Annotated in this window: 17 protein-coding genes and 4 pseudogenes; 7 read left to right on the top strand and 14 right to left on the bottom strand. The window is 70.8% G+C overall.

Going from position 1 to position 21,482, the window contains the following annotated elements; genetic code table 11:
* Positions 1 to 8: 8 nt before the first annotated feature.
* The 5 genes and pseudogenes from ACWGDX_RS12625 to ACWGDX_RS12605 form a co-directional block, all read right to left on the bottom strand.
* Positions 9 to 2,639, bottom strand: coding sequence for a LuxR C-terminal-related transcriptional regulator (locus ACWGDX_RS12625; RefSeq protein WP_453624875.1), 2,631 nt, complete (start codon positions 2,637 to 2,639; stop codon positions 9 to 11).
* 3 nt (positions 2,640 to 2,642) lie between these two features.
* A complete protein-coding gene (locus tag ACWGDX_RS12620) occupies positions 2,643 to 3,008 on the bottom strand; it encodes a hypothetical protein (protein ID WP_453624936.1) in 366 nt (121 codons plus the stop codon).
* Positions 2,945 to 3,190, bottom strand: a pseudogene (locus ACWGDX_RS12615) (transposase); the annotation flags it as partial. The pseudogene ACWGDX_RS12615 and the gene ACWGDX_RS12620, both read right to left, overlap by 64 nt.
* Before the next feature lie 39 nt (positions 3,191 to 3,229).
* Complete coding sequence (locus ACWGDX_RS12610; RefSeq protein ID WP_453624873.1) at positions 3,230 to 3,793, bottom strand: hypothetical protein; 564 nt, start codon at positions 3,791 to 3,793, stop codon at positions 3,230 to 3,232.
* A gap of 282 nt (positions 3,794 to 4,075) precedes the next feature.
* Positions 4,076 to 4,243 (bottom strand): annotated as a pseudogene (locus tag ACWGDX_RS12605) (NF041680 family putative transposase); the annotation flags it as partial.
* A 234-nt stretch (positions 4,244 to 4,477) separates the two neighbouring features.
* On the opposite strand from ACWGDX_RS12605, the gene ACWGDX_RS12600 reads away from it, so the two are divergent.
* Positions 4,478 to 5,287, top strand: a complete 810-nt coding sequence (locus tag ACWGDX_RS12600; RefSeq protein WP_453624871.1) for a COG4705 family protein — start codon at positions 4,478 to 4,480, stop codon at positions 5,285 to 5,287.
* On the opposite strand, the gene ACWGDX_RS12595 is transcribed toward ACWGDX_RS12600, so the two are convergent.
* Positions 5,268 to 6,680, bottom strand: coding sequence for an ATP-binding protein (locus ACWGDX_RS12595; RefSeq protein ID WP_453624869.1), 1,413 nt, complete (start codon positions 6,678 to 6,680; stop codon positions 5,268 to 5,270). The two genes, ACWGDX_RS12600 and ACWGDX_RS12595, sit on opposite strands and share 20 nt — an antisense overlap.
* Entirely contained in the window at positions 6,677 to 7,342 is a 666-nt protein-coding gene (locus ACWGDX_RS12590) for a response regulator transcription factor (protein ID WP_453624867.1), read from the bottom strand. The genes ACWGDX_RS12595 and ACWGDX_RS12590 overlap by 4 nt, the downstream gene beginning before the upstream one ends.
* A 152-nt stretch (positions 7,343 to 7,494) precedes the next feature.
* Between ACWGDX_RS12590 and ACWGDX_RS12585 the strand changes: the two genes are divergently transcribed.
* Both ACWGDX_RS12585 and ACWGDX_RS12580 read left to right on the top strand, forming a co-directional pair.
* Positions 7,495 to 8,247, top strand: coding sequence for a response regulator transcription factor (locus ACWGDX_RS12585; protein WP_453624865.1), 753 nt, complete (start codon positions 7,495 to 7,497; stop codon positions 8,245 to 8,247).
* Between the two features lie 15 nt (positions 8,248 to 8,262).
* Entirely contained in the window at positions 8,263 to 9,597 is a 1,335-nt protein-coding gene (locus ACWGDX_RS12580) for a sensor histidine kinase (protein WP_453624863.1), read from the top strand.
* A gap of 47 nt (positions 9,598 to 9,644) precedes the next feature.
* Here ACWGDX_RS12580 and ACWGDX_RS12575 read toward each other — a convergent pair whose 3' ends face one another.
* From ACWGDX_RS12575 to ACWGDX_RS12560, 4 genes are read right to left on the bottom strand one after another with little or no spacing between them, the layout of a single operon-like run.
* Positions 9,645 to 12,299 (bottom strand): FtsX-like permease family protein, encoded by a 2,655-nt coding sequence (locus ACWGDX_RS12575; RefSeq protein ID WP_453624861.1) that lies wholly within the window; start codon positions 12,297 to 12,299, stop codon positions 9,645 to 9,647.
* On the bottom strand, positions 12,296 to 13,006 hold the full coding sequence (locus tag ACWGDX_RS12570) for an ABC transporter ATP-binding protein (protein WP_453624859.1): 711 nt from the start codon (positions 13,004 to 13,006) through the stop codon (positions 12,296 to 12,298). Before ACWGDX_RS12570 ends, ACWGDX_RS12575 begins: the two co-directional genes overlap by 4 nt.
* Positions 13,006 to 13,671, bottom strand: coding sequence for an ABC transporter ATP-binding protein (locus ACWGDX_RS12565; protein WP_453624857.1), 666 nt, complete (start codon positions 13,669 to 13,671; stop codon positions 13,006 to 13,008). Before ACWGDX_RS12565 ends, ACWGDX_RS12570 begins: the two co-directional genes overlap by 1 nt.
* Entirely contained in the window at positions 13,668 to 14,264 is a 597-nt protein-coding gene (locus ACWGDX_RS12560; RefSeq protein WP_453624855.1) for a hypothetical protein, read from the bottom strand. The genes ACWGDX_RS12565 and ACWGDX_RS12560 overlap by 4 nt, the downstream gene beginning before the upstream one ends.
* 658 nt (positions 14,265 to 14,922) lie before the next feature.
* On the opposite strand from ACWGDX_RS12560, the gene ACWGDX_RS12555 reads away from it, so the two are divergent.
* Positions 14,923 to 15,510: a L,D-transpeptidase gene (locus ACWGDX_RS12555; RefSeq protein ID WP_453624854.1), complete on the top strand. Its 588-nt coding sequence runs from the start codon at positions 14,923 to 14,925 to the stop codon at positions 15,508 to 15,510.
* A 605-nt stretch (positions 15,511 to 16,115) separates the two neighbouring features.
* Positions 16,116 to 17,159, top strand: a complete 1,044-nt coding sequence (locus ACWGDX_RS12550; protein WP_453624852.1) for a helix-turn-helix domain-containing protein — start codon at positions 16,116 to 16,118, stop codon at positions 17,157 to 17,159.
* A gap of 15 nt (positions 17,160 to 17,174) precedes the next feature.
* Here the strand turns inward: ACWGDX_RS12550 and ACWGDX_RS12545 are convergent.
* From ACWGDX_RS12545 to ACWGDX_RS12535, 3 genes and pseudogenes are all read right to left on the bottom strand, one after another.
* Positions 17,175 to 17,381 (bottom strand): annotated as a pseudogene (locus ACWGDX_RS12545) (transposase); the annotation flags it as partial.
* A gap of 197 nt (positions 17,382 to 17,578) precedes the next feature.
* Entirely contained in the window at positions 17,579 to 17,797 is a 219-nt protein-coding gene (locus tag ACWGDX_RS12540) for a DUF6233 domain-containing protein (RefSeq protein ID WP_453624850.1), read from the bottom strand.
* A gap of 116 nt (positions 17,798 to 17,913) precedes the next feature.
* Positions 17,914 to 19,173 carry a hypothetical protein gene (locus ACWGDX_RS12535; protein WP_453624848.1) on the bottom strand — a complete coding sequence of 420 codons (1,260 nt, stop codon included), beginning with the start codon at positions 19,171 to 19,173 and terminating at the stop codon, positions 17,914 to 17,916.
* 521 nt (positions 19,174 to 19,694) lie between these two features.
* Here ACWGDX_RS12535 and ACWGDX_RS12530 point away from each other — a divergent pair.
* A pseudogene (locus ACWGDX_RS12530) lies at positions 19,695 to 19,883 on the top strand (IS5/IS1182 family transposase); the annotation flags it as partial.
* Between the two features lie 317 nt (positions 19,884 to 20,200).
* On the top strand, positions 20,201 to 21,082 hold the full coding sequence (locus tag ACWGDX_RS12525) for a CU044_5270 family protein (RefSeq protein ID WP_453624846.1): 882 nt from the start codon (positions 20,201 to 20,203) through the stop codon (positions 21,080 to 21,082).
* Positions 21,083 to 21,482: the final 400 nt, after the last annotated feature.

The raw sequence follows: 21,482 nt of genomic DNA, 5'->3' as shown, positions 1-21,482 counted from the left end.
GGAGTCGGCTACTCGAACCCGTGCGGAGGGCGGCCGTCGCCCAGCACGGCGGCCAACTCGGCCCGGCTGGTGGTGCCGATTTTTGAATTCACCCTGTACAGATGGCCCTCAACGGTACGCACCGAGACCACCAGCCGGGCGGCGATCTCCCGGTTGGACATTCCCTGAGCGGCCAGCGTGGCGATCTCGCGTTCGCGGTCCGTGAGTGGCAGCGGCTGGATCCCGACTCTCGTCGCGAGGGTACGTGCGCCTTCACACCGTCCACTCAACCGCTGTACCTGGGCGACGGCGGTATGGACGGCACTTCGCCGGCCACGACGCGCGTACGCGGTCGCCGCGTGCGCCGCCGCGTCGGCCGCGGCCAACAGGTCCCCCATCCCCTCGAGCTGGGACGCGGCGGCTCGCAGGGCATCGCCGTCGTCGGCGGCCAGCGCGGCGGCGTGTGCGGCGGCGGCCTGGGCCCGGGGCCCGTCGACCCGGGTCGCCAGCTCGGCCAGCCGACCGGCGACGGACCGGTCACCGAAGCACAGCGCGGTGTGCAACGCCAGTACCTCGTGCGCGAGTTGTCCTGTCGCGACCGCGACCGACGCCGCCTCGTGTGCGAACGCCTTCGCGGTGCTGGACGCACCTTCGGCGGCGGCCATCCACGCTTGTGCCAACAGCATGTCGGGCCGAAGGAACAGCAGCGTCGGGTGTTGTCCCGCAAGCAGCTCCGCCATCGCGTCCCGGCCGGCGGCCAGGTCACCGGTGAGTGCCAGCGCGCGGACCAAGTGGATCAGGCAGGCGTATTCGAAGCCGCCCGCGTGGCCGAACTTTTCCAGTCCCGCGTGCGCCTCGCGCAGCCACCGTAAGGCGGAGACAGGCCGGCCCTGCGCGAGGGTGACCTCCCCCATCAGCACACCGCTGATCGCGGCGGTGAAGTCGAAACCCTCCGTCGACTCCCAGCTTGTGCGCGCGATGTCGTCCGCGACCTGTAGATACCCCGCCAGGCGTAGCCCGGTGATCTGGAGGCCGATCAGCGGGAAGCGTAAGAAGGCGAGTTCGGTCGAACGGGCGGCTGCCTCAAGGCCACGCGCCACCGCCGGGCCGAGCTCGTCGGCACGGCCCAGCGTCGCCAGCCCGGCGGCATACCCGCTGGCGGCGAGGGCCACGGACTCATCGGGCGGGCCCGGTGACGCCAGCACCGTGGTCGCGGACTCAAGCGCCTGAACCGGCCTGGCCATCTGCCCTTCGAGCAGCGATCGCAGGGCCATGAGCCGAATCCGGCCGTCGTTCCCGGTGACACGCGACTCAGCTGTCTCAAGGAGTGTCTCCGCCTCCGCCGGCGTCGCGTCCATCCACGCCATATTGATCACCTGTGTCACCGTTGCCCTGACCACCTCGGCGTCCGTGCCGGCCGTGGCGGTCAGCGCGGCGACCTCGGCCTCCGCCGAGCGGCTCATTCCGGTGAGGGCGGACACCACGATCATCCCCGCTTCGAACCCGGCGCCCGCCGCTTGCGCGGCCTGCCCGAGTCGTACAGCCAGTGGAAGGTCACACAGCTGGGCGGCACGTCCGGCCGCCTCGGTGAGCAGGTGCTTGTCCGGGTCGAGATCGGAGTCCACAGCGAGGACGGCACGTCGCACCGTGTCGTCGGCCCGGCGGGCGCCGGTCCGCGCCAAAGCCTCGCTGATCCGGCCTCGCAGGCGGCGCGCACGCAGCAACCCCATGGCTGTCCGCCGTACCTCGCCGTAGATGGGGTGGGCCAGCCGGACCTCCAACCGGCGGCCCTCCTGCTCGACGGAGACCAGACCCGCGGTCTCGGCGCGCTCAACCGCCGTCGCGTCGGTCAGTCCCGTCAGCAGGCTGACACCCAGCGGCTCTCCGACGGCGAGGAGATCGACCGCCGCTTGGACAGGCTCGGACAGGTCGCCCATACGGAGGGCCACCAGGTCTGCCAGTTGTGGTGACACCAACGACTTCCCGGACCAACGCCACACACCCCTGACCCGGTACAGGCGACGTGCCCTGACCTCTTCGTCGACGAACTGACGCAGGTACAGGGCGTTTCCCCGGGTGATCGCCCAGAGACGGGCGACGCTCGTGCTCTCCATCGGGCCGCCCAGCACCGCTTCCAGCAGGGCACCGGTCTCCGGCTGCGGGAGGGGTCGCACCTCCAGCCGGCCGATGTACTCGTCCTTCCATAAACTGGTCACCGGGTCGAGTACGGACTCACCGGCGCGCACGGTGAGGACCACGGTGGCGGACCTGTGGACGACGAGCTGGTGGACGAGGAGTGCCGAGACCTCGTCGAGCAGGTGGGCGTCGTCGACACCGACCACCACCGGGGTGGGACCGGCGTCGGCCACGAGCGCTCGGGCGGCCTCGCGCAGCACCGACGACGGATCACCGCTGATCGCGCCCAGCAATGCCGCGAAAGCGCCCAGCGAGAGGTTACGCCCGGATGCCGTGCCCACCACCCAGCGGGTGGCGGCGCCACCTTCCGCGGCCAGTGTGAGCGCCTGGCGCGCCAACCACGTCTTGCCCACCCCGGCCTCGCCGGTCAGCACCACGCCCCCCGGGCCTTCAGCGCCCTGCATCACACCGTCGATGAACCTCAGTTCGTCAAGCCGCCCCACAAACGGCCAGGTTCGCCTCATGGGTCAAGAATAGGAACCGCCCCCGATCACCTCACGGCATGATCCTGCCGACTTTCCGTTGTCCGTCAGACGCCGGGGTCCGCGTCGGAGGCGAGGGCGGGGAACGTTGAACGCGAACTCTTCATCCGCGCGATGGCCGGAGAGCGGACGGCCCCAGCAGACGGTGGCGGACCGAGGATCGTGCTCGGGCCGCACGCCGACTACTTCGGGCACTTCCTGCATGATCCCCGGTTGTCGCGGATCGCACGGGCAGGGCAGTTCACCGTTCCCGCGATGAACTCCGCCGCTCGCTGACGTTGGAGAGGAATTCCTCCGAACCCTGCCACCAGTGCTTTCCTGTTCTTCCGATCGATACGGGCCTCGAAACAGGGCGGCAGGGCCCGCCAGGCGCAGCCGCCGGCCAGGACGTGGATGATCGCGGCGAACAGCGTCTCATCAGGCGTGTCCTGCGTCCCACCGCCCTGCGGCCGCACCCTCGACGGCGGGATCAGCGGCTTCGCGATCTCCCACAGCCCATCCGGAACAATCCAACTCCACCTACCCCGCCCCACGCACAGCCCAAACGAGCCACCTCCGCGTAGGACACGGTCTTAGTTGGGGTACACGTAGCCCTCGATCCTGGCCAGGCTGTACCCGGCGGCGTACGCCGAGTTGATCCCCTGCGTGGTCGCGGTGGCGAAGTTGTCCTGCCTGGTGCTGCTCCAGAACTGGTACAACGGCACCGTGCCACTTACTTGGACCGGATAAATGTACGCCTGGATCCTGGCGTAGCTGTACCCGGCGTCGTAGGCGGAATCGATGCCCGCCTGGGTCGCCGTGCTGAAGTTGTCGCCCCGGGTGGGGCTCCAGAACAGATAGAGCGGCACGGTGCCCGGGTCCTGCGCTGTCAGACCCAACCCCTCTTGGCGGGCGAAGGTGTAGCCGGCCTCCCGGGCGCTCTGATCCTCAGCGGCAGAACCGGAAATGAAGTTGTCGCCACGCGCGGCACTCCACCACTGCAGCAGCGAGGTGCGGGGCGCGGAGGCGGACTGATCGGCCTGGGCCGGCGTCGCTGCGGCCGATCTGGAGTCGCTGGTTCCGGCGGCCCGCGCCGGCTGTCCGTGTACAAGGCCGGCGCCGGTGATGCTTACGGCGGTGAACAGGGCGATCGCCATGAGAACGAGTTGATGACGCGTTCGTACCTGCGCAGTGCTGGACATGAGCCAACTCCCTCGTAGAGAACCAGGACGGCCACGCCACCGCCGAACAACCGGCACCTGCCGGCCGAGGAGGTGACCGGCCCTGTCGTCGGCCAGAATTTCAGGCCGCCGCGAGCACGTCACGAGTAGTCGAATACGCACTGCGGGCGCACGGAAGGCGCGGTGCGCCCGCAGCACGCGGGGTGTCCTCGGCACGCCCCCTCCGGACCGACGGTGACCCGTCCCCGTCGAGGACTACAGCCACACCGGCAGCGGATCTCCGCCGCCGGGCGGGTGGTCGACCTCCAGGCGGATCAACGTGCCCTTGATGACGGGGAGTTCGCCGTCGTGGTCGATCCACGTGGAACGGGTAATGAGTCGGGGATGGATACGGTCCCAGGCCATCGTCCGTGCGGTGCCGTTCCGGTGACCTGCGCGGTTGCCGCATCACTTCCGATGAGGACGGGATCCGCGCAAGTGGCGGGCAGTGGGCCTCGGTCCGGCCGTTGTCACGGTGATCGCCGCCCCTGGCGGGTCGGTGGACATGACCAGCCGATCCGGCCACACCAACTTCGAGGTACGGTTCTCCCTCGCTCGGACCGGGTGACCGTGCCCTCCGGTCAGGAAACTTTCAGGTGAACCCTGCCAGCGTGCTGCGTCATGACACCAGACACATATGTGCCGAGCGCCTCACGGCGCCGCGAGCTGATGAACAAGGTCCCCGAGGTCACCCTCTACTTCTGGGTCATCAAAGTTCTCTGCACCACGGTCGGGGAGACCGCGGCCGACCTGCTGAACGCCAATCTCGGGCTCGGGCTGACCAATACGTCCTTCATCATGGGCGCTCTGCTCGTGATCACGCTGTTCTTCCAGTTCCGGGCTCGCGCCTATGTGCCGGGCCTGTACTGGCTCGCCGTCGTGCTGATCAGTGTGGTGGGCACTCTGGTCAGCGACAATCTCACCGACAACCTCGGCGTTCCGTTGGAGATCACGACGGCGGTCTTCGCGGTCGCCCTGGCCCTCACCTTCATCGGCTGGTACGCGAGCGAGCGCACGCTCTCCATCCACTCCATCCGCACCGGCCGGCGCGAGGGCTTCTACTGGCTGGCGATCCTCTTCACCTTCGCCCTCGGTACCGCCGCAGGCGACCTCACCGCCGAGCGGCTCAATCTCGGATACTGGCTCTCGGCCGTCATCTTCGCGGTCCTGATCGCCGCGGTGGCAGTCGCCCACCGCGCCCTCGATCTGAACGCCGTCTGGTCGTTCTGGATCGCTTACGTCCTCACCCGCCCACTCGGCGCGTCCCTCGGTGACTATCTGTCCCAGGCACGTGCGGACGGTGGACTGGGGCTCGGCACCGTGGGGACCAGCGCGCTGTTCCTGGCGGTGATCCTCGGCCTGGTCGTCTTTCTCACCCGGACCAGGAGGGATGTCGTACCGCCCGAGCCACTCAGCCCGCGGGCAGAGTGACGGTGAACCACGCGCCCGCGTGTCCGGCGTCGAGTGCGATGTCACCGCCGGCCGCGCGGGCGAGCCGGCGCGCGAGCGCCAGTCCGAGGCCCGCGCCGTCGTGACCGTCGCCGGGCGTCGCGCGCCGACCCGGTTCGAAGAGCGAGTCCCGGAAGTCCTCCGGTACTCCGGGCCCGTCGTCGGCGACGGTCACCCGCACCGTGCCCGCCACCGCCGCGCACTCGATCACCACGGTGTGCGCGGCATAGCGACGGGCGTTGTCCAGCAGTGGGCTCAGGATGCGTTCGGCCAGTGCCGCGGAGACACCGGCGGTGGCCGGGCCGCCACGGACCTCGGTCAACGGCGTCCGCGGCGGTCCGTCCGCACCGCGCCGGGCCAGCTCCCGCGCGAGCGCCGGGACGTCGCAGCTTCCTGGAGTCTGTCCGGTGCGTGTACGGGCCTCGGAGAGCAAGGTCTCGCAGATCCGGCCCATCGTGGCGGCGGCGCTCGCGATGGCCTCGTGCGAGGCACGCTGTTCGGCGGCGGTGCGCGGGCGCCGGGCGAGCCATTCGGTCTCCGCGGTGATCCGGGCCAGCGGAGTACGCAGCTCGTGCGAGATGTCGGCAGCCTGACGCTGTTCATGGCGCAGGACCGCGGCGAGCCGGTCCAGCAGCTCGTCGAGACTGGAGGCCAGGGAGACGAGTTCGGTGGGCCTGCCGCCCTCACCGAACCGTTCCGCCACACCCGCCTTGCTCCACTCGGCGGCCTGCGCGCTCATGTCGCCCACCGGCCGCAGAGCCCGCCGTACGACCAGCCGGGTCAGCAGATAGACACCGCCCAGCAGCACCAGCGACAGGGCGATCGAGCCGGCCAGCGCGGAATCGGCGGTGCTGACATACGGGTCGAGGCTGACGGAGGTGACCACGGTACCCGCCTGTGCGCCGCCCGCGGCCTCACCTCCACTTCCGGCCTCAATGCCGCCTCCGGTGACCGGCAGCGCGACGACCGGCAGCGCGTAGAGCCGTGTCGCCGAGGGCGAGGTGGTCTCGGCGAACCGGGTGCCGTGGCCGACCAGCGCGTCCGCCTGCCGCTGGAGGGCGGGCGGAACATTCGGGGGCCGCTCGATCGCCCGGCCGCCCTCGTAGATCCACACACCCGCGTCCAGGGCCTGGTCCTCCGCCGGCTCCCTGACCGTCAGCCGTCCGTCCGGCCGCGCCTCCACGGTGGCGGCCACGGCCTCCGCACGGGTACGCAGCACCTCGTCGGCCTGCCCGTGCAGTCTCCTGTCCAGGGCCACATTGAACACCGTGGTCAGTACGGCGATCCACAGGACACTGGTGGCAAGGGCGATCAGCGCCAGCCGGCCACGCAGCGTACGCGGACCGATGCGCTGGAGACGGCGCTGTCCGATCATGCGAAGCGGTATCCGATGCCACGGACCGTGCCGATGCCGTGCGGCGCGTCGGCCTCGCGCAGCTTCCGTCGCAGCCGGACCAGATACTGGTCCAGGGTGTTGTCGGAGACCTGGGCGCCCTCCGGCCAGCCGGCCCGCAGCAGGGCGCGTCGGCGTACGGCGGCCCCGGGGGCGGCCATCAGACAGGCCAGCAGCCGGAACTCGGTGGGAGTGAGCGCCACCGCCGTCCCGCGCACCTCCAGTTCATGGCGCACCGGGTCCAGCCGTACCGCACCCGTGTCGATCGCCGTACCGTCGCCCGAGCGCCGCAGCACGGCCCGGATCCGGGCCGCGAGTTCGCTGAGATGGAAGGGCTTGGCCAGATAGTCGTCGCCACCGGAGGAGAAGCCCGAGAGCCGGTCGGTCAGTGTGTCGTGCGCCGTGAGAAACACCACCGGCGCGGTCACCCCGGCGGCACGCATCGCCTGGCACACATCGCGGCCGTCGGAGTCGGGCAGTCCGACATCGAGCACCACCGCGTCCACCGAGCCGTCGGCGGCGCGCAGCGCCGAGGCGCCGTCGGCCGCTGTCACCACGAGGAAGTCCTCGTCGCGTAGGCCGCGGGCGATCACATCGCGCAGTCCGTGGTCGTCCTCGACGATCAGCACGCGGGGAGTCGTCATTCCGCCAGTATGACCACGTACGGACGTCCGCCGTCCATCGTCCCGGGCCGCGACGCGCGCGTTCAGGTTGTGTTCAGGTACGGCCCGGCATCCTCGGGGCGTGACCGTGATCCAGGGCGCGGAAGGCCGCGTCGATGTGTACGGATGTATGTATGGCGGCGTGTACGGGCGCGTCCGTCCGTGGCGCCGGGCGGCGTGAGGCGATGGCACGTATCACGGTCGTCGAGGACGACCCGACGATCGGCGGCGGCCTCAGCGCGACACTGCGCGTGCTCGGTCACGACAGCCGCTGGTGCCCCGACGGCGCCACCGCGTTGGCACACACCGCGCCGTACCCGGCCGATCTGCTCCTGGTCGACCTGGGGCTGCCCGACATGGACGGATTCGAACTGTGCCGTCTGCTGCGGGAGCGGGCTCCGGACGCCGTCATCGTCGTACTGACCGCGAGAACCGGGGAGATGGATGTCGTCCAGGCCCTGGAGTGCGGAGCCGACGACTATCTCACCAAACCCGTCAGGATCGCCGAGCTCCAGGCCCGGGTCACCGCCCATCTGCGTCGCGCCACGCCCGGCGCCCTCGGAGTACCCGGCGCCTCGGCGCGGATCGGCCTCGGCGCTCTTGTCGTGGACCGGCCCGGCCGACGCTGTCTGGGCCCTCTGGGCGAGATCACACTCCGTCCCCGCGAGTTCGATCTGCTGGTACGACTGGCCGCGCGTCCGGGACAGGCCGTCAGCCGCGAGGACTTGATGAACGACGTCTGGGACGAGAACTGGTTCGGCTCCACCAGGACCCTCGATGTGCATGTGGCCGCCCTGCGCCGCAAACTCGGCGACCATGTGCGGATCACGACACTGCGCCAGTTCGGCTACCGCCTCGAAGTCCCGACGGCCCCCGCGGCCGGCTGACGGCAGGACCGGACAGTGCGCCGCCGCATCCTGGGATCGACCGTGCTGGCGGTCGTGTGCGCGGTGCTTCTCTTCGCTCTGCCGCTCGCCGTCGCCGCGCTGCGGCTGTACGAGCAGGACGAGGAGCGTGAGCTGCGGCAGCTCGGCGAGCGGGTCGCGGTCGGCCTGCCCGTACCGCTCGGCCGTCCCGGCGCCGCCGATCCGGTGGAGCTGCCCCGTACCGAGGCGGGCACCCGTATCGCGGTGTACGGGCCCGACGGGCGGCGCGTGATCGGTACCGGTCCCCAGGCCGGCGACGGTCCGGTACGGGCCGCGGCGGCGGGGCGGGCCGCCACCGCCCGGTCCGGTGAGGGCCTGGTGGCGGCGGTCCCGGTCGGCGGCGCCGAACATGTGCGCGCGGTGGTACGGGTCACCTCGCCCGCTGCCGATCCGTACCGGCGGGCCGCCCTGACCTGGGCCGGGATGGCGGTGCCCGCGGCGCTCGCCGTGGGCGTCGGCGTGCTGCTCGCGGTCCGGTCCAGCCGTCGGCTCGCCCGTCCACTGGAGGCGCTCGCCGTCGCGGCCCGCGACATGGAGCGCGGCGAGCCGCCGGCCGGCCGTGCACCGGCTTCCGGGCTGCCGGAGGCGGACGCGGTCGCCGACGCCCTCGCCCGCGCGTCCGGCCGCATCGGCCTGCTCCTGCGGCGCGAGCGGGCCTTCAGCGCTGACGCGTCCCACCAGCTCCGTACGGCGCTCACCGGTGTACGACTGGAGCTGGAGACTCCACTGGCACCCGGCGCGCGCACCGATCCGTACACCGCCCTGCGCACGGCCCTCCAGCAGGTCGAACGGATGGAGACCACCCTGACCGATCTGCTGGCCCTGGCCCGTGACGTACCCGAGCGGGCACCGCTCGACCTGGCGCCGCTCCTCGACGGGATCGAACGGCACTGGCACGGCGAACTCGCGGCGGGCGGGCGGCGCCTGCGGGTGGTGATCGACGAGGACCTGCCGGACGCCGTCGGCTCACCGCGGGCCGCCCGGCAGGTCCTCGATGTGCTGATCGCCAATGCCCGCACGCACGGCAGGGGAACGGTGACCGTACGCGTCCGGGAGAGCGCCGGAGTGCTGGCCGTGGATGTCGAGGACGAGGGCGACGGGATCCCCGAGGGCACGGATCCGTTCGTACGGCGCGGCCACGCGACGGAGGACGGCCATGGCATCGGTCTCGCGCTGGCCCGCTCACTGGCCGAGGCCGAGGGCGGCAGACTCTTCGTCTCCCGCCCTCGCCCGCACCCCGGATTCACCTGGCTCGTGGCCCTTCCCGCGCGGCCCGCGCCGGCGAGGCTCCCGTCACACGGGCAGTCGTGAGATGCCCGGCCCGCCCGACCCGCTTGGCCCGCGGGTCCGCCGGTCCGTCACAGCTCCCGCAGCTCGGTGAGCGGAGGCCGGCGGGCATGCCGTACGGCGGCCCAAGCCGCCACCGCCAGCGCCGTCACCGTGATCCCGGCCATCGCACTCAGATAGGCCCAGGGGACGACGATCTGTGACGGCGGCGGATCGAAGACTCCGGAGAGCACCTTCACCAGCATTCGCGACAGTGCCCAGCCGAGCACCGCGCCACCGGCGAGGCCCGACACGGCCACAAGCGCCGCCTCGCTCCACACGAATCCCGAGAGCTGCCGTCCCCGCGCGCCCAGCACCGACGCCAGCGCCAGCGTGCGCCGCCGCTCCGCCAGTCCGAGCGCCAGCACCAGACCGCCCGCCGCGGCGGCGATCACCAGCGCGAATCCCAGCTCGACCCGGGTGAGTCCGGCGAGATCGACGGCAGTGAGACTGGATCCGATCGCGGTCCGCGACGACGGCAGATCCGTGATGCGCGCGTTCGGTCCGAGCAGTACCCGCGCCCGCGCCGCGACCGCCCGCTGATCCATGCCGCCCGTGTCGACCAGCAATGTACTGGCGGCCCCGCTGCCCGTCGTACGGGCGATATAGGAGGCGTTGGCGACCAGGAAGCTGTCCTTGGGCGCGGTCGGGAACTCCTTCACGACACCCGCGAAGTGGAAGGGAACCGTACGTAGCCGGCCGGTCCGCGCGTCGGTCAGCCGGAGCCGGACCTGATCGCCCGGGTGGAGCTGGAAATCGTGCGCCGTCTCCGCGCTCACCAGCAGCCCGTCGGGACGCCCGGCGAGACGGTCCATCAGGGCGCTCGCCGTACCACCGGAGAAGTAGGCGTCCTGCAACCGCCCGGCCGACACGATGTTCGCGGGCCGTACGCCGTACAGGTCCTGGAGATCGGCGCCGACATACGCGAACCGGTGCTGGAGCGGCTCGACATGACGTACGCCGGGCACCGCGGCGATCTTGGTGATGTCCGCGGGACCAGTGGCAGAGGCTGTGGATGTGGACGTGGACGTGGTGACGGTGACATCGGCGCCGTTGGTCAGCACGGCGTCCACCTCGGCCTGCTGCCGGTAGGTGGAGTTGAACACGGCGGTCGACGCGGCGAACGCGCAGGCCAGCGCGAGCAGCACCACCGAGCGCAGCACCGTGCCGCGCTGCCGGGACAGACTGGCCGCGACCGTGCCGGAGAGGGCACCGGCCGCAGGCCGGAACAGCCTTCGCAGCACCGGCCCGCCACGGTGCAGCAGCCCGTCGGTCAGCAGCCAGGCCAGCACCGCCCCGGCCGCCCACAGCAGGGCGGGGCCCGCGAACGCCCAGTAGTCGACGGACAGGCTCGCGGTGCCCTCCGGGGCCAGGACCAGCGCGTAGTTCGTCGTGCTCGTGGCGCGGAACACCGCCAGCGAGCCCGCCGGCAGCAGTACGGCCAGTGCCCACCACGCCGGACGTGGCACCGGGCGGCGCCCGACCACCGTACGGCCGGAGACAACGGTTGCCCGCCGAGCGTCGAACCGCGCCGGTACCAGTACGGTCGCGCCCGCCACCGCCACTCCCGCCACCGCGGCGACCAGCGCCCACGCCGGCGAGATCCCCGCCGTACCGAACGCCGTACGGCTCACCAGTGCGGCGAGCGCCAGCCCGCCCGCCGTGCCGGCCACCGCGACAACCGCGGCCTCCACCGCCGCCAGACCCATCAGCCGGCCCAGGGTGGCTCCCCGGGCCCGGAGCAGCGCCTGTTCCCTGCGTCGGCGGCCCGCTCCGGCCTGGGCGACCGCCCAGGTCAGCGCGGCGGCCAGCACGGAACCGGGCACGCCGAGGAAGAGAAACAGCAACTGCGCGTAGAGCGCGTCCGAGCGGGCGGCGTCCAGAACGGCGCCCAGATTGTCACCGACCAGACCGGTACCGGCGAGCCGTACCTCCGCGTTGTGCGCGCTGCCGGTGGCCGTGGTGTACGCGGCGGCCGGATCGGCGGGCAGATCATGGCCACGCAGGGTGTGGATCTGTGTCCGTACGAGATCGGGCCGGGGACCGGCGAGCGGATCGAACACGGTGCGCCAGGTCCGCTCGGGAAGCAGGAGGACATTGTCCGGCGGCGCCGAGGGCTGCGACTGCGGCGGCGCTCCCACGTTCTGAAACAGTGAGTCGGCGAACGGCAGTTCCACCACACCGGCCACTTGGAGCGGCACCGCGGGCAGCCCGGCCCGCTTGACGGTGACAGTGTCGCCGGGAGCCGCGTGCAGATTGGCGGCGGTCTGCTGGGCGAGCAGCACTCCCCGGCCGCTCCCCGCCAGTACCCGGATCTCGCCGGGGAAGACGGTGGCGTAGTCGGCGGGCAGACCCAGCACTGACCCCGGCCCGGTGCTCTGGAGTGTGCCGTTCGTCCGGGCGTCCAGCCCATCGGTCTGCCCGTAACCGACCGGCAGGGCCTTCTTCGTACCCGCCAGAGCACGCACGGTGGACAGCACGCCGGTCGGATCGGCCCCGTCGGCGACCTGTACCTGCCAGTCCACGGAGACCGAACGCACCGACTGGGACGTCATGGTGGCCCGGGTCGTGGAGAGGAAGCCGCCCAGCACGGACAGCAGCGCGACGGCCACCATCACTCCCGACGCGGTCGCGAGAAGCCGGCCGCCGCGCACACGCAGCAGCCCCGAAAGCCACATCTTGATCATCGCACCTCACCTTCCTGATGTTCCCGCGGCTCAGGTCCCGTACGATCCGCCGGCACCAGCCGGCCGTCGGCCATGGACCATCGTGTGGACAGCGACTCCGCCACCCGGGTGTCGTGCGTGGTGACCACCACGGCCGCGCCGAGCGTCTCGGCGGCGCCCAGCAGCACCGTCATCACCTGCTCGGCGCTGTAGCGGTCGAGCTGGCCCGTCGGCTCGTCCGCCAGGATCAGCCGCGGCCGTCGTGCCAGCACCCGCGCCACCGCGACACGCTGGGCCTGACCGGCCGACAGTTCGTCGGGCAGCTTCGCCGCCAGCGCCGCCAGTCCCAGGCTCTCCAGCGCCGCGACGGCACGGACCTCCGCGTCCGTCTCCTCCACGCCGTCGATACGCAGTGGCAGGGCGACGTTCTCGACCGCCGTGAGCGGCGGCAGCAGACTCGGTCCCTGGAAGACGAAACCGATGTGCCGGGCGAGCGGCCCTTCGGACAGCCGGGGATGGGTGATCCGCCCGGCCGTGGGCCGGTCCAGACCGGCCATCAGGTGCAGCAGCGTCGACTTGCCGGAGCCTGAAGGGCCCACGACCGCGATACGCGCGCCCGCGGCGACCGTACAGCTCGCGCCGTGCACGGCGACCACCGCGCCGCTGCCCGAGCCATAGGTGCGCGCCACGTCCGCGCAGACGACCAGCGGTTCTCCGGTCCCGGCCATCACACCCACCGTCCGTCCCGCATCCGCAGCACCCGGTCGGCCACGGAGGCCACCGCCTGCGAGTGCGTGACCACCACCATGGAGGTCCCGGTCGCGGCCCGTTCGCGCAGCAGCGCGAGAATCCGCCGCTCGGTCTCCGCGTCCACCTCACCGGTGGGCTCGTCGGCGAGGACCACGGCCGGGTCGTTGGCCAGTGCCACGGCCAGACCGGCACGGGCCGACTCGCCGCCGGAGAGCTGCCGGGGCAGCGCGCCCGCACGTCCCGCGATACCCATTCGCTCCAGCAGATCCCGTGGCCCTATGTGGTCCGGGGTGCGCGAGAGCCGCCGTACGAGCCGTACGTTGCCTGCCACCGTGAGGTGCTCCAGCAGATTGCCCGACTGGAACAGCACACCGATGTGCCGGGCTCGGAGCCGGCCGCGCAGTTGTTCCCGCTGGTGGGACAGAGGCAGACCGGCGACGCGCACCATGCCCGCGTCAGGTTCGTCCAGACCGGCCAGACAGTTCAGCAGAGTCGTCTTGCCGGACCCGGAAGGGCCCATGACCGCGACGATCTCACCCTTCGCCACCTCCAGACCGACTCCCTGGAGCGCGAAGGTCTCCTCCTCACCGGCCCGGAAGAACCGGTACAGGGAGCGTGCGCTGAGCGGAGCTGCCGCGGTCATCGTGACCACCGGAAGGAGTCCGTGACGGTACGCCACGGATCGACGTTGTCCGCGCCCACCGCGCCGGAAAGCGTCAGCACGACCCGTTCGCCCTTGTGCCAGAACACATAGCGCTCCACGTCCTGCCGGACGCTCTTGCCGGTCACGCCGTCGGCCGCCGAGTCCGCCCGGTACGTGGCCAGTACGGCACTGCCGCCCTGGCGGCTCACGGTGCTCACCTTGCCCACCGTCACATTCGTTCCTGACCGTTCGACGGCCGGCAGATCGGCCGCACGAACCGAGTCGACAGTCGGCGCCCGCGGGGTCGGTGACCGTTCGATCCGGACACTGTTGAACTTGTCGCTGAAGACCGTGGCGGTGCCGGAGCCCTGGCGCGCCCAGCCCTCGGGCACCTTGACGCGATAACCGGCTCCGGCCGGTGACCAGTCCACGTACACCTGGTTGTCGGGAATGTCACCGGCGGGATTCACCTCCGGCGCGGGGGCCGAGGAGGACGGGCCGGATCCGGAGTCGGAGCTGCCGGAGGAGCACGCCACTGCTCCGGTCAGGATCACCAGACCGGTCAGCACGGCGGACAGGGTACGACGCATCATGACACCTCTGCGCGGGGGACGAGCCGGCCGGACGACCGTCTCGGAACCGACGCTAGAAACCGGGCGGCCAGCGTCCGCACCACAACAGGTGAGCGCGCGGTTAACGCGTCCTCGCCGGCAACGCAGCACCCGCGATACCGGCGCCGCCGGGCCACACCGACTGCCGGCCGGGAGAGCCTGGCCGGAACACACCCGGCGGTATCGCGTTCTTCCAAGACCTCGGCCACGAGCCGACGGCCGTCATCTCGTCTCCCTACGAGACCCGTTCACGCACCGGAACACAGCACGACCAGGCCGGACCCGTACCCCGATCCCCAACTCGCCGATTCGGGGCCCGCTGCGTCGGCGCGGCGATCACAGCAACTCGATGCCTGCCAAGGGCGGGCGGATCACCTCTGGGTGTCGCTCGGGCGCTCCGTGTTCGTTCGGCAAAGTCGACCAGACGAGCCCTCCGTACGGCACGTAGCACCCCAGGTCAGTTCGAAGCGCCGCGTACCGATGCGCACATGTCCCGGACACCGCTCTGACCAGCCCGGACAGAGCGGGGCTGTCCGGGACACCAACCGCCATTGCCAGGTCACGCGTTGCACCGGAAGGCTCTGCCCCAGCCCGAGCGATCCCGCCGGGCACCGCACGAACTCACGGCAGGAGCACCCTCATGGGAACCCGCGCACGCCTTGCGTCCATAGCCCTCACGATGACCCTCACCGGCGGTCTGGCGGCCACCATGGCCCCGGCCCAGGCGCAGTCAGCGGGCGAACGCACCGCTGCCGCCGCAGCTGCCACGACGTACTACCTGAAGTTCGACAAGAACACCGTGACCAACTCCAAGCTGTATCTGATGAAGAGCGTCGCGGGCCCCGACAAGGTCGTCGCGAGTTACAAGGCCGGATCGGGGACCGGCACCAACACCTGTGCCGTCGGGAAGGGCTGGCTGCCCAACGGCGACTACAAGATCGAGTTCCACAGCAAGAACTTCGACGGAATCATCAACGGCTATGTCATCAAGCTTGCCGACAAGCGATGCAGCAAGGGCACCAAGCGCACAGAACTGTTCATCCACAGCGAGATGACGCCGAACGCCAAGCAGGGCTCCATCGAGTCCGAGAGGTGGACCAACAGCAACCCGAACGACTACTACTCCAACGGCTGCATCAAGCTCAACCCGTCCAACATCAAGAATTTGTTCAGCAGGCTCGACAGCGTGGGCTGGGGGAAGCTGACCAAGCTGGCGGTCGTGAGCTGACGGGCCGTTGGCCAGAGCGGTGACGGGCGAACCCGGTCCCTCCGAACTCGACGGTGCCTCACAACCTTGGCCCGTTGCGCGAGGGGCGGCGTGATCCATACCGCCCCGATCCCGGTCGGGCTTGCCATACCGCGTTCACAGGCTGCGGTTGTCCACGTAGTACGTGCACTGCCGACTTCCCTCGCCAGTGTCACAGCCTGGCGGACGTGTCCTACGCCGTAGACCTGTTAGCCCCAACACCCCCAACAGGCCCCGCCCGCTCACGCGAGCGGGGCCTTCGGCTGTCTCCCGTGAGACCGGACCACACTGCGCTGACCTCCCAAAAGGATTCCTTTCCGGGGACGGTCCGACCTCGCTCTTCCAGCCCGTTGGCGAGCCGCTACCGCCTCCAGTGCCCGCCACCCGCCAACCGGCCCGCGCTGCCATGGACACCACGCCGCGCACGACTCCCCGGCCGTTGGCGTCAATCGCGGGACCCGATGTAGACAAAGGAGTTCCTGGCCGTCGGCGCCGCACCCGCACCCCGCGTGGCAGTCAATATCCGTCACACGGGCGACCGAAAGCAACATTGTTGACCTCGGACGGGTCAACAAGAATGCCCACCCATGGGGGCTGAGGAGGAATTCACGCCGCGCGCCGCGCGGAACGCGGCCGAACTCGTCGCGCTGATGCGGCGGCTCAAGGAGCGGTCGGGACTCACTTTCCGGCAGTTGGAACAGAAGGCGGAGGCGCACGGCGACGTACTGGCGCGCAGCACACTGGCGGATGTCCTGCGCCGGCAGTCCTTGCCGCGCCCGGAGATGCTGCTCGCTTTCGTCCGCGCGTGCGGAGCGGGTGACCAGGGGGACATCTGGTTGGAGGCGCGGCGCAGGATCTCGGCCGGGGAGGTCCGTGACCCCGGGGTGCCCGGCGAGGCAGGGGAGCCGGATGAGTCCGCCGGTGTCGGCAAGTCCTCAGCGGCCGTGGCCGGTTCGCCGCCCGGAGACCCGTCCACTGTCCGGCTGGAGGGAGTAGGAGTGCGGTCACACCGGCTCCGTTTGCCGGTCGCCCTTGGAATGGCGGCGGGCGCTCTCCTGCTGCTCGTCACTGGTGCGTGGATCTTCGCGCCCCGCACGGAGTCCTCGCCGCCGCCCGACACCGCGGCGGATAACCCCTCCGTCATACCCTCGGTCGCGCCGGCCCGGAGTCCCGTTCAGGGCAGGTCCCGTATCCGACCGATCGGCTCGCCCGGCTCGTGCCTCACCGAGGGTCGCGCCGCCGGAGGCGTCTACGGGTCCGCCGTCGCCGTCCAGGGACCCTGCACCGGGAGCGCCCAGCCGCGTACGTACCTCAAAGCGGTCGGCGACGGGCTCTTCCACATCCAGTGGGAGCACCCGGTCGACGGTGGAATCGGCTGTCTCACCGTGCTCGACAGCGGTCCCGTCAAGGACTTCCTGGAACCGTGGGACGACTGTGGAAGGACGCGACTCTCCCAGCACTTCCGAATGGAAGCGGTCGACGAACCCGTACCGGGCGGGTACCGCATCCGCCCGGCCCATACGGACCTGTGCGTGTCCATCCGCGGCCAGACGCGGGACACCACACGGGAGGCCGTCCAGAAGCCCTGCGACGGAGAAGCCTGGCAGGAATTTTTTGTGGAGCCCGCGTGATGCAAGGGCCCCTGGCCGATGACGCTCGTAGACGGTCTTCCACGGCCCGAACCGTTCCAACAGGTCACACCACTGCACCCCCGTCCGCACCCGGTGCAGAATCCCGTCGACCACCTGCCGGTGATCCCGCCCCCGCCCACAACGTCCGCTACTGACCGGCAGGAACGGCAGCAGCCGCTCCCACTCCGCATCGCTCGGATCACCCCGCCCCCATGCACACACCAACGACCCGCACACGAACCAGTCCCTTCCGTCCGGCGGGCGGACGACGCCTGAAGACACGCTCCGCGTGGGCTGGCGCGGCGGCTGCGCCGGCGAGGAGCGCGGTGCTGAATACGGTGCTGGCCATGGCATGGCGAAGACGCATGGGTTCCCGCTGGTGGCCGGGCTTCCGACGCCCCGTTGATGCGGCGGTCCGATCAGCGTCTCCGGTCGGTCTTGCGGATTCCTTGGGGAAACTTTGAACGCGCGGGTCGTATGTCCTCAGGCGTCGGCTTGCAGACGTCGCAGGCCTCGGCCCGCCCGGCCGTGATCATGTCGGTAACCTGCTCGGCACTCGCCGCCGTGAGCTGGCCGGAGGCGACCCAGCAGTCAGCCTCGTGGACAACGATATGGCCAGCGGGGAGGGTCTGGGTCACCCACCGCTCGATCCCCCGCCCCGGCAAGCACCATGAACAAGTACCCCGGGGCAACGGCTGAGCAGCGACTCGCGGCCGTTTTCGACGCCTTGCACGCAGTCCGGTCGCCCGGCCGCTCAGGCTTTCAACCCCGTCGCCTTCCGACCAAGTTCGAGCGCCTGCGCCTTCACCCGGACCAGAGCCGCCTGGAACTCCGGGGCCTTCCGGTAGTCGGGCTCCGTCGCAGGCACCTTCACCGGCAGCAGATACAGGTCCGGCGGGATCTCCAACTCCGCGTTGGCCAGCGTCTGCAGGGCCCGGCAGGCGCGCCGGTCCCACTCCCCGGAGGCCGGTGCGCGGTTGATCTCGTAGTAGACGTGCGTCGCGGACTTCGTGTCGTAGCTGTTGGGCGTGTGGAACTGGACCTCGATCATGTACGACTGGTCCTTGGCCTGCCAGGAGGTGTTGAAACCCTTGTAATAGTCGGTCGACCAGTAGTCCCGCAACACCTGGTCCAGGTAGGTCGCGCGTAACGCCGCGCAGGCGTCCCTGGCCTTTGCGGCGTACTGCGCGGGGGCGTAGAGGATCGTGTAGCGGTGCAGGTCGGCGACCGCCGCCAGCGCCACTTCGAGAGTCAGCGGCTGGGCGGCCGGGCCCGGCTTGCCCGCGTGCTCCTCGCGTATCCTGAGGACCTTCTCCCGCAGCGAGCCGAGGCTCTTGAGCGCGTATTCGGTCCCGACGAGCGTGCCATTGGTTGCCTTGGCGATGCTGGCGATCAGCGCGCCGACTTTGTCCTTCCGGCCCGTTGCCGTCTCGTGGTAGGTGACAAGCTTGGCCTCCTCCTCCGGCGTCAGCGCGGCGGGCTCCGGGGAACCGCCGCCCGTGGCGGGCGGGGTCGCGGGCGGCGGTGTGAACAGGGCCAGCGCGCGGACCACGTCGATGCCGGTGTCGAGCCTGCGCACCCGGGGCAGGTCGGCGCCCGGCGCGGTGAACACCTTGTACAGCGTCAGAGTGTTGGACCAGCGGCCGTCACGGCCGAGCGCCTGGTCGCGGGCACCGGTCCGCTCGTCGCGGCGGATCACCGTGTACGGGTCCGCCCCCTCGGGCGCGTCCGTCTCGTACACGCCCCAGTAGCTCAGGTCGAGCAGCCCGCCGACGACCGTGTCCGCCTGCCCGGCGGTGATCCTCGTGCTCAGGGTGCGGACCGACTCCGGGACCAGGTCGATCCTCGCGGGGGTCCACGCCTTCCCGGCGAGGTACTCCCAGGCCGTGCCGTTCAGCCGCCAGAGGGTCGAGGCGCGGGTCTCGTCCTTGCTGCCGAGCGGGCCCGCGTCGAGACAGTAGGTAAAGGATGTGCCGGAGGTGGACGCCTTCGCAGGATCCGTGTTCGCTGCCATGCGGCGCATCATTGCCGAACCCGCCACGCGCCGACCGCGGTCCGCCGTGGTCCGCACGCCGTACCGCTGATTTCAGGCCACCACGCGCTGGCCGACGCGGGCCCCCGGTGTCGCACCCTGGGCCCCTGCGGTTGCACCGGCCACGCGCCCGCCGGCCGGCGAGCGGCGGGCGCGTGGACATCGCCGCAGCTCCCCCGGCCTCCCCCCGCAGCCTGTGGTGGGAGCGGCAACACTTTCGGCGCATGCCATTCCCGCCACCGCTCGGCGCGCAGGACGCCCGCCTTCGTTCGTGCGCCGGCGTACGACCGCACCGTTCACGGCAGTACAGGGCGCTGGGCGCACGCGGTGGTACAGCGTCATCGCGGCACGCCCGCGGTCCGGCGGGCCTGGCCGCCGCACCGCCCGATGCGCCGACTCAGCACTGGTCGCCGCGCCACTTGCCGGTCGCACTGTGCCTCGAAGAGCACGACAAGGCACTCCGGCTGGAAGCCACCGAACATAATCTCCACGCCCCAGTGCCCCGCCGCCCGACGCACGGCCTATCGCCCACCGGCTTCGACCGCAAGATCTACCGGCGCCGCAACGAAGTCGAGCGGACGATCAACCGGCTCAAGAACTTCCGGACCGTCACCACCGGCTACGGTAAACAGGCCTACGTCTTCCACAGCGCCGTCAGCACCGCAGCCATCCGCTTACGACTCCGACCATGAGACGTCAACCGTGGGGCCGCCGTTGTCGGAGGCGACACCGCCTCCGCAGCCGTCCCCGTCGAAACGGGGCGTCCTGCTCGCTCGTGGGCGGGCCGTTCTGCTCGGGTGCGCTCTCGACGAGGAAATGCTCGGCGACTTCCCGGCGCCCGGGTGACCGCGGCTCCGCGGTCCGGCCACCCCAGGAGGAGACCCGATGAACGCCGAACCGCCCCGGCGCACCCCGGCGGAGCGTGAAGAGATGGCCCGGCTGCTGCCGGTCCCGGCCGATCGGGATCTGCCCGGACGCCGCCACCAGCTTCTGAAGGACCACCTCATGCGTGAAGTCCGGCAGCACACCACCACCGACCGAACCGCTTCCCGTCCCCTGCGCCGCCGCCTGGCACTGGCGGCCGTACCGCTTGGCCGCGGGCGCCGTGGCCGCCGTCGTACTGGCCACCGGGAGCCTGTCCGACAACGGTCCCGCCGGCGCGGGAAGCCTGGACCCGACCGTGGCCTCCCGCCCCTCCGCCGCAGTGCTGCTGGACCGGATCGCGGTCGCCGCCGCCTCCCGGCCGGCGCCCACGATCCGCGACGACCAGTACGTCCACATTGTCAGCGAGGTCGCCCCGACCAGGGTGAGCGGTCCGAACGGCCGGCTCAGCGACAAGCCCCACATGCGGCGGATCTGGCTCTCCGTCGACGGATCCCGCCCCGCACTCCTCTGGGAGTACGGCACCAAGCAGTTCGTTGACGGAGGCGACTCGGTACCGTCCCTGAACGACCCCACCTACCGTTACCTGGAGTCCCTGCCGACCGACCCCGGCGGGCTGCTCACGAAGATCTACGATGAGACCGAGGGAATGGGATCCGACCCCCACGAGCAGGCGTTCACGACCATCGGCGACCTGCTGGGCGAGCAGCTCGCCCCGCCAAAGGTCAGTGCCGCTCTGTACCGGGCCGCGGCGAAGATCCCCGGTGTCACGGTCGTCGACCGGACGACCGACGCGGCGGGCCGGGACGGCGTGGCGGTCGCCCGCGTCTACAAGGGAAAGCGCACGGAATGGATCTTCAACAAGGACAGCCTGCACTTCCTCGGCCAGCGCAGTGTCATGGTCGAGGGCACGGCGTGGGGCGAGAAGGGCGAGGCCATCGACGACATCGCGGTCCTGAGCCGTACCGTCACTGACAAGCCGGGGCAGACGTCGGCTCAGGCAGGCTGAACCACGGCTTCTGCGGCGTAGGTGTGAACCGGGGCGCCGGTCAGGCGAACGGAGAGCTTCTCACCGCGCGGTGATCTTCCACCCAACGCACGTATGACAGGGCCGCCCCCGTCGCGTCGAGATGGGGGCGTCCTTCAGCGCGATTGACCGAAGGAAGCGGGAGATCTCCGTCGACCGCACCAAGCACCGGATCAAGGGCTTCGCGGAATTCGACAAGGACAAGCGGGTCACAGATCCCGTCTACCACGTACAACCCGGGAACGACTACGACGTTCACCGCTACCGCCGAACAGCCCGACGGGGTGGGCCGCCTTTCGCTCACCTTGCCCGGGTGGAGAAGCGAAGCGCAGACGAGGCCGTCGCGGCGACGGGCGGGCTGACGGCAATGCAAAGCGTCTCA

The organism is Streptomyces sp. NPDC055025, assembly GCF_053608565.1.
This window is presented reverse-complemented; position numbering and strand designations above follow the sequence as displayed.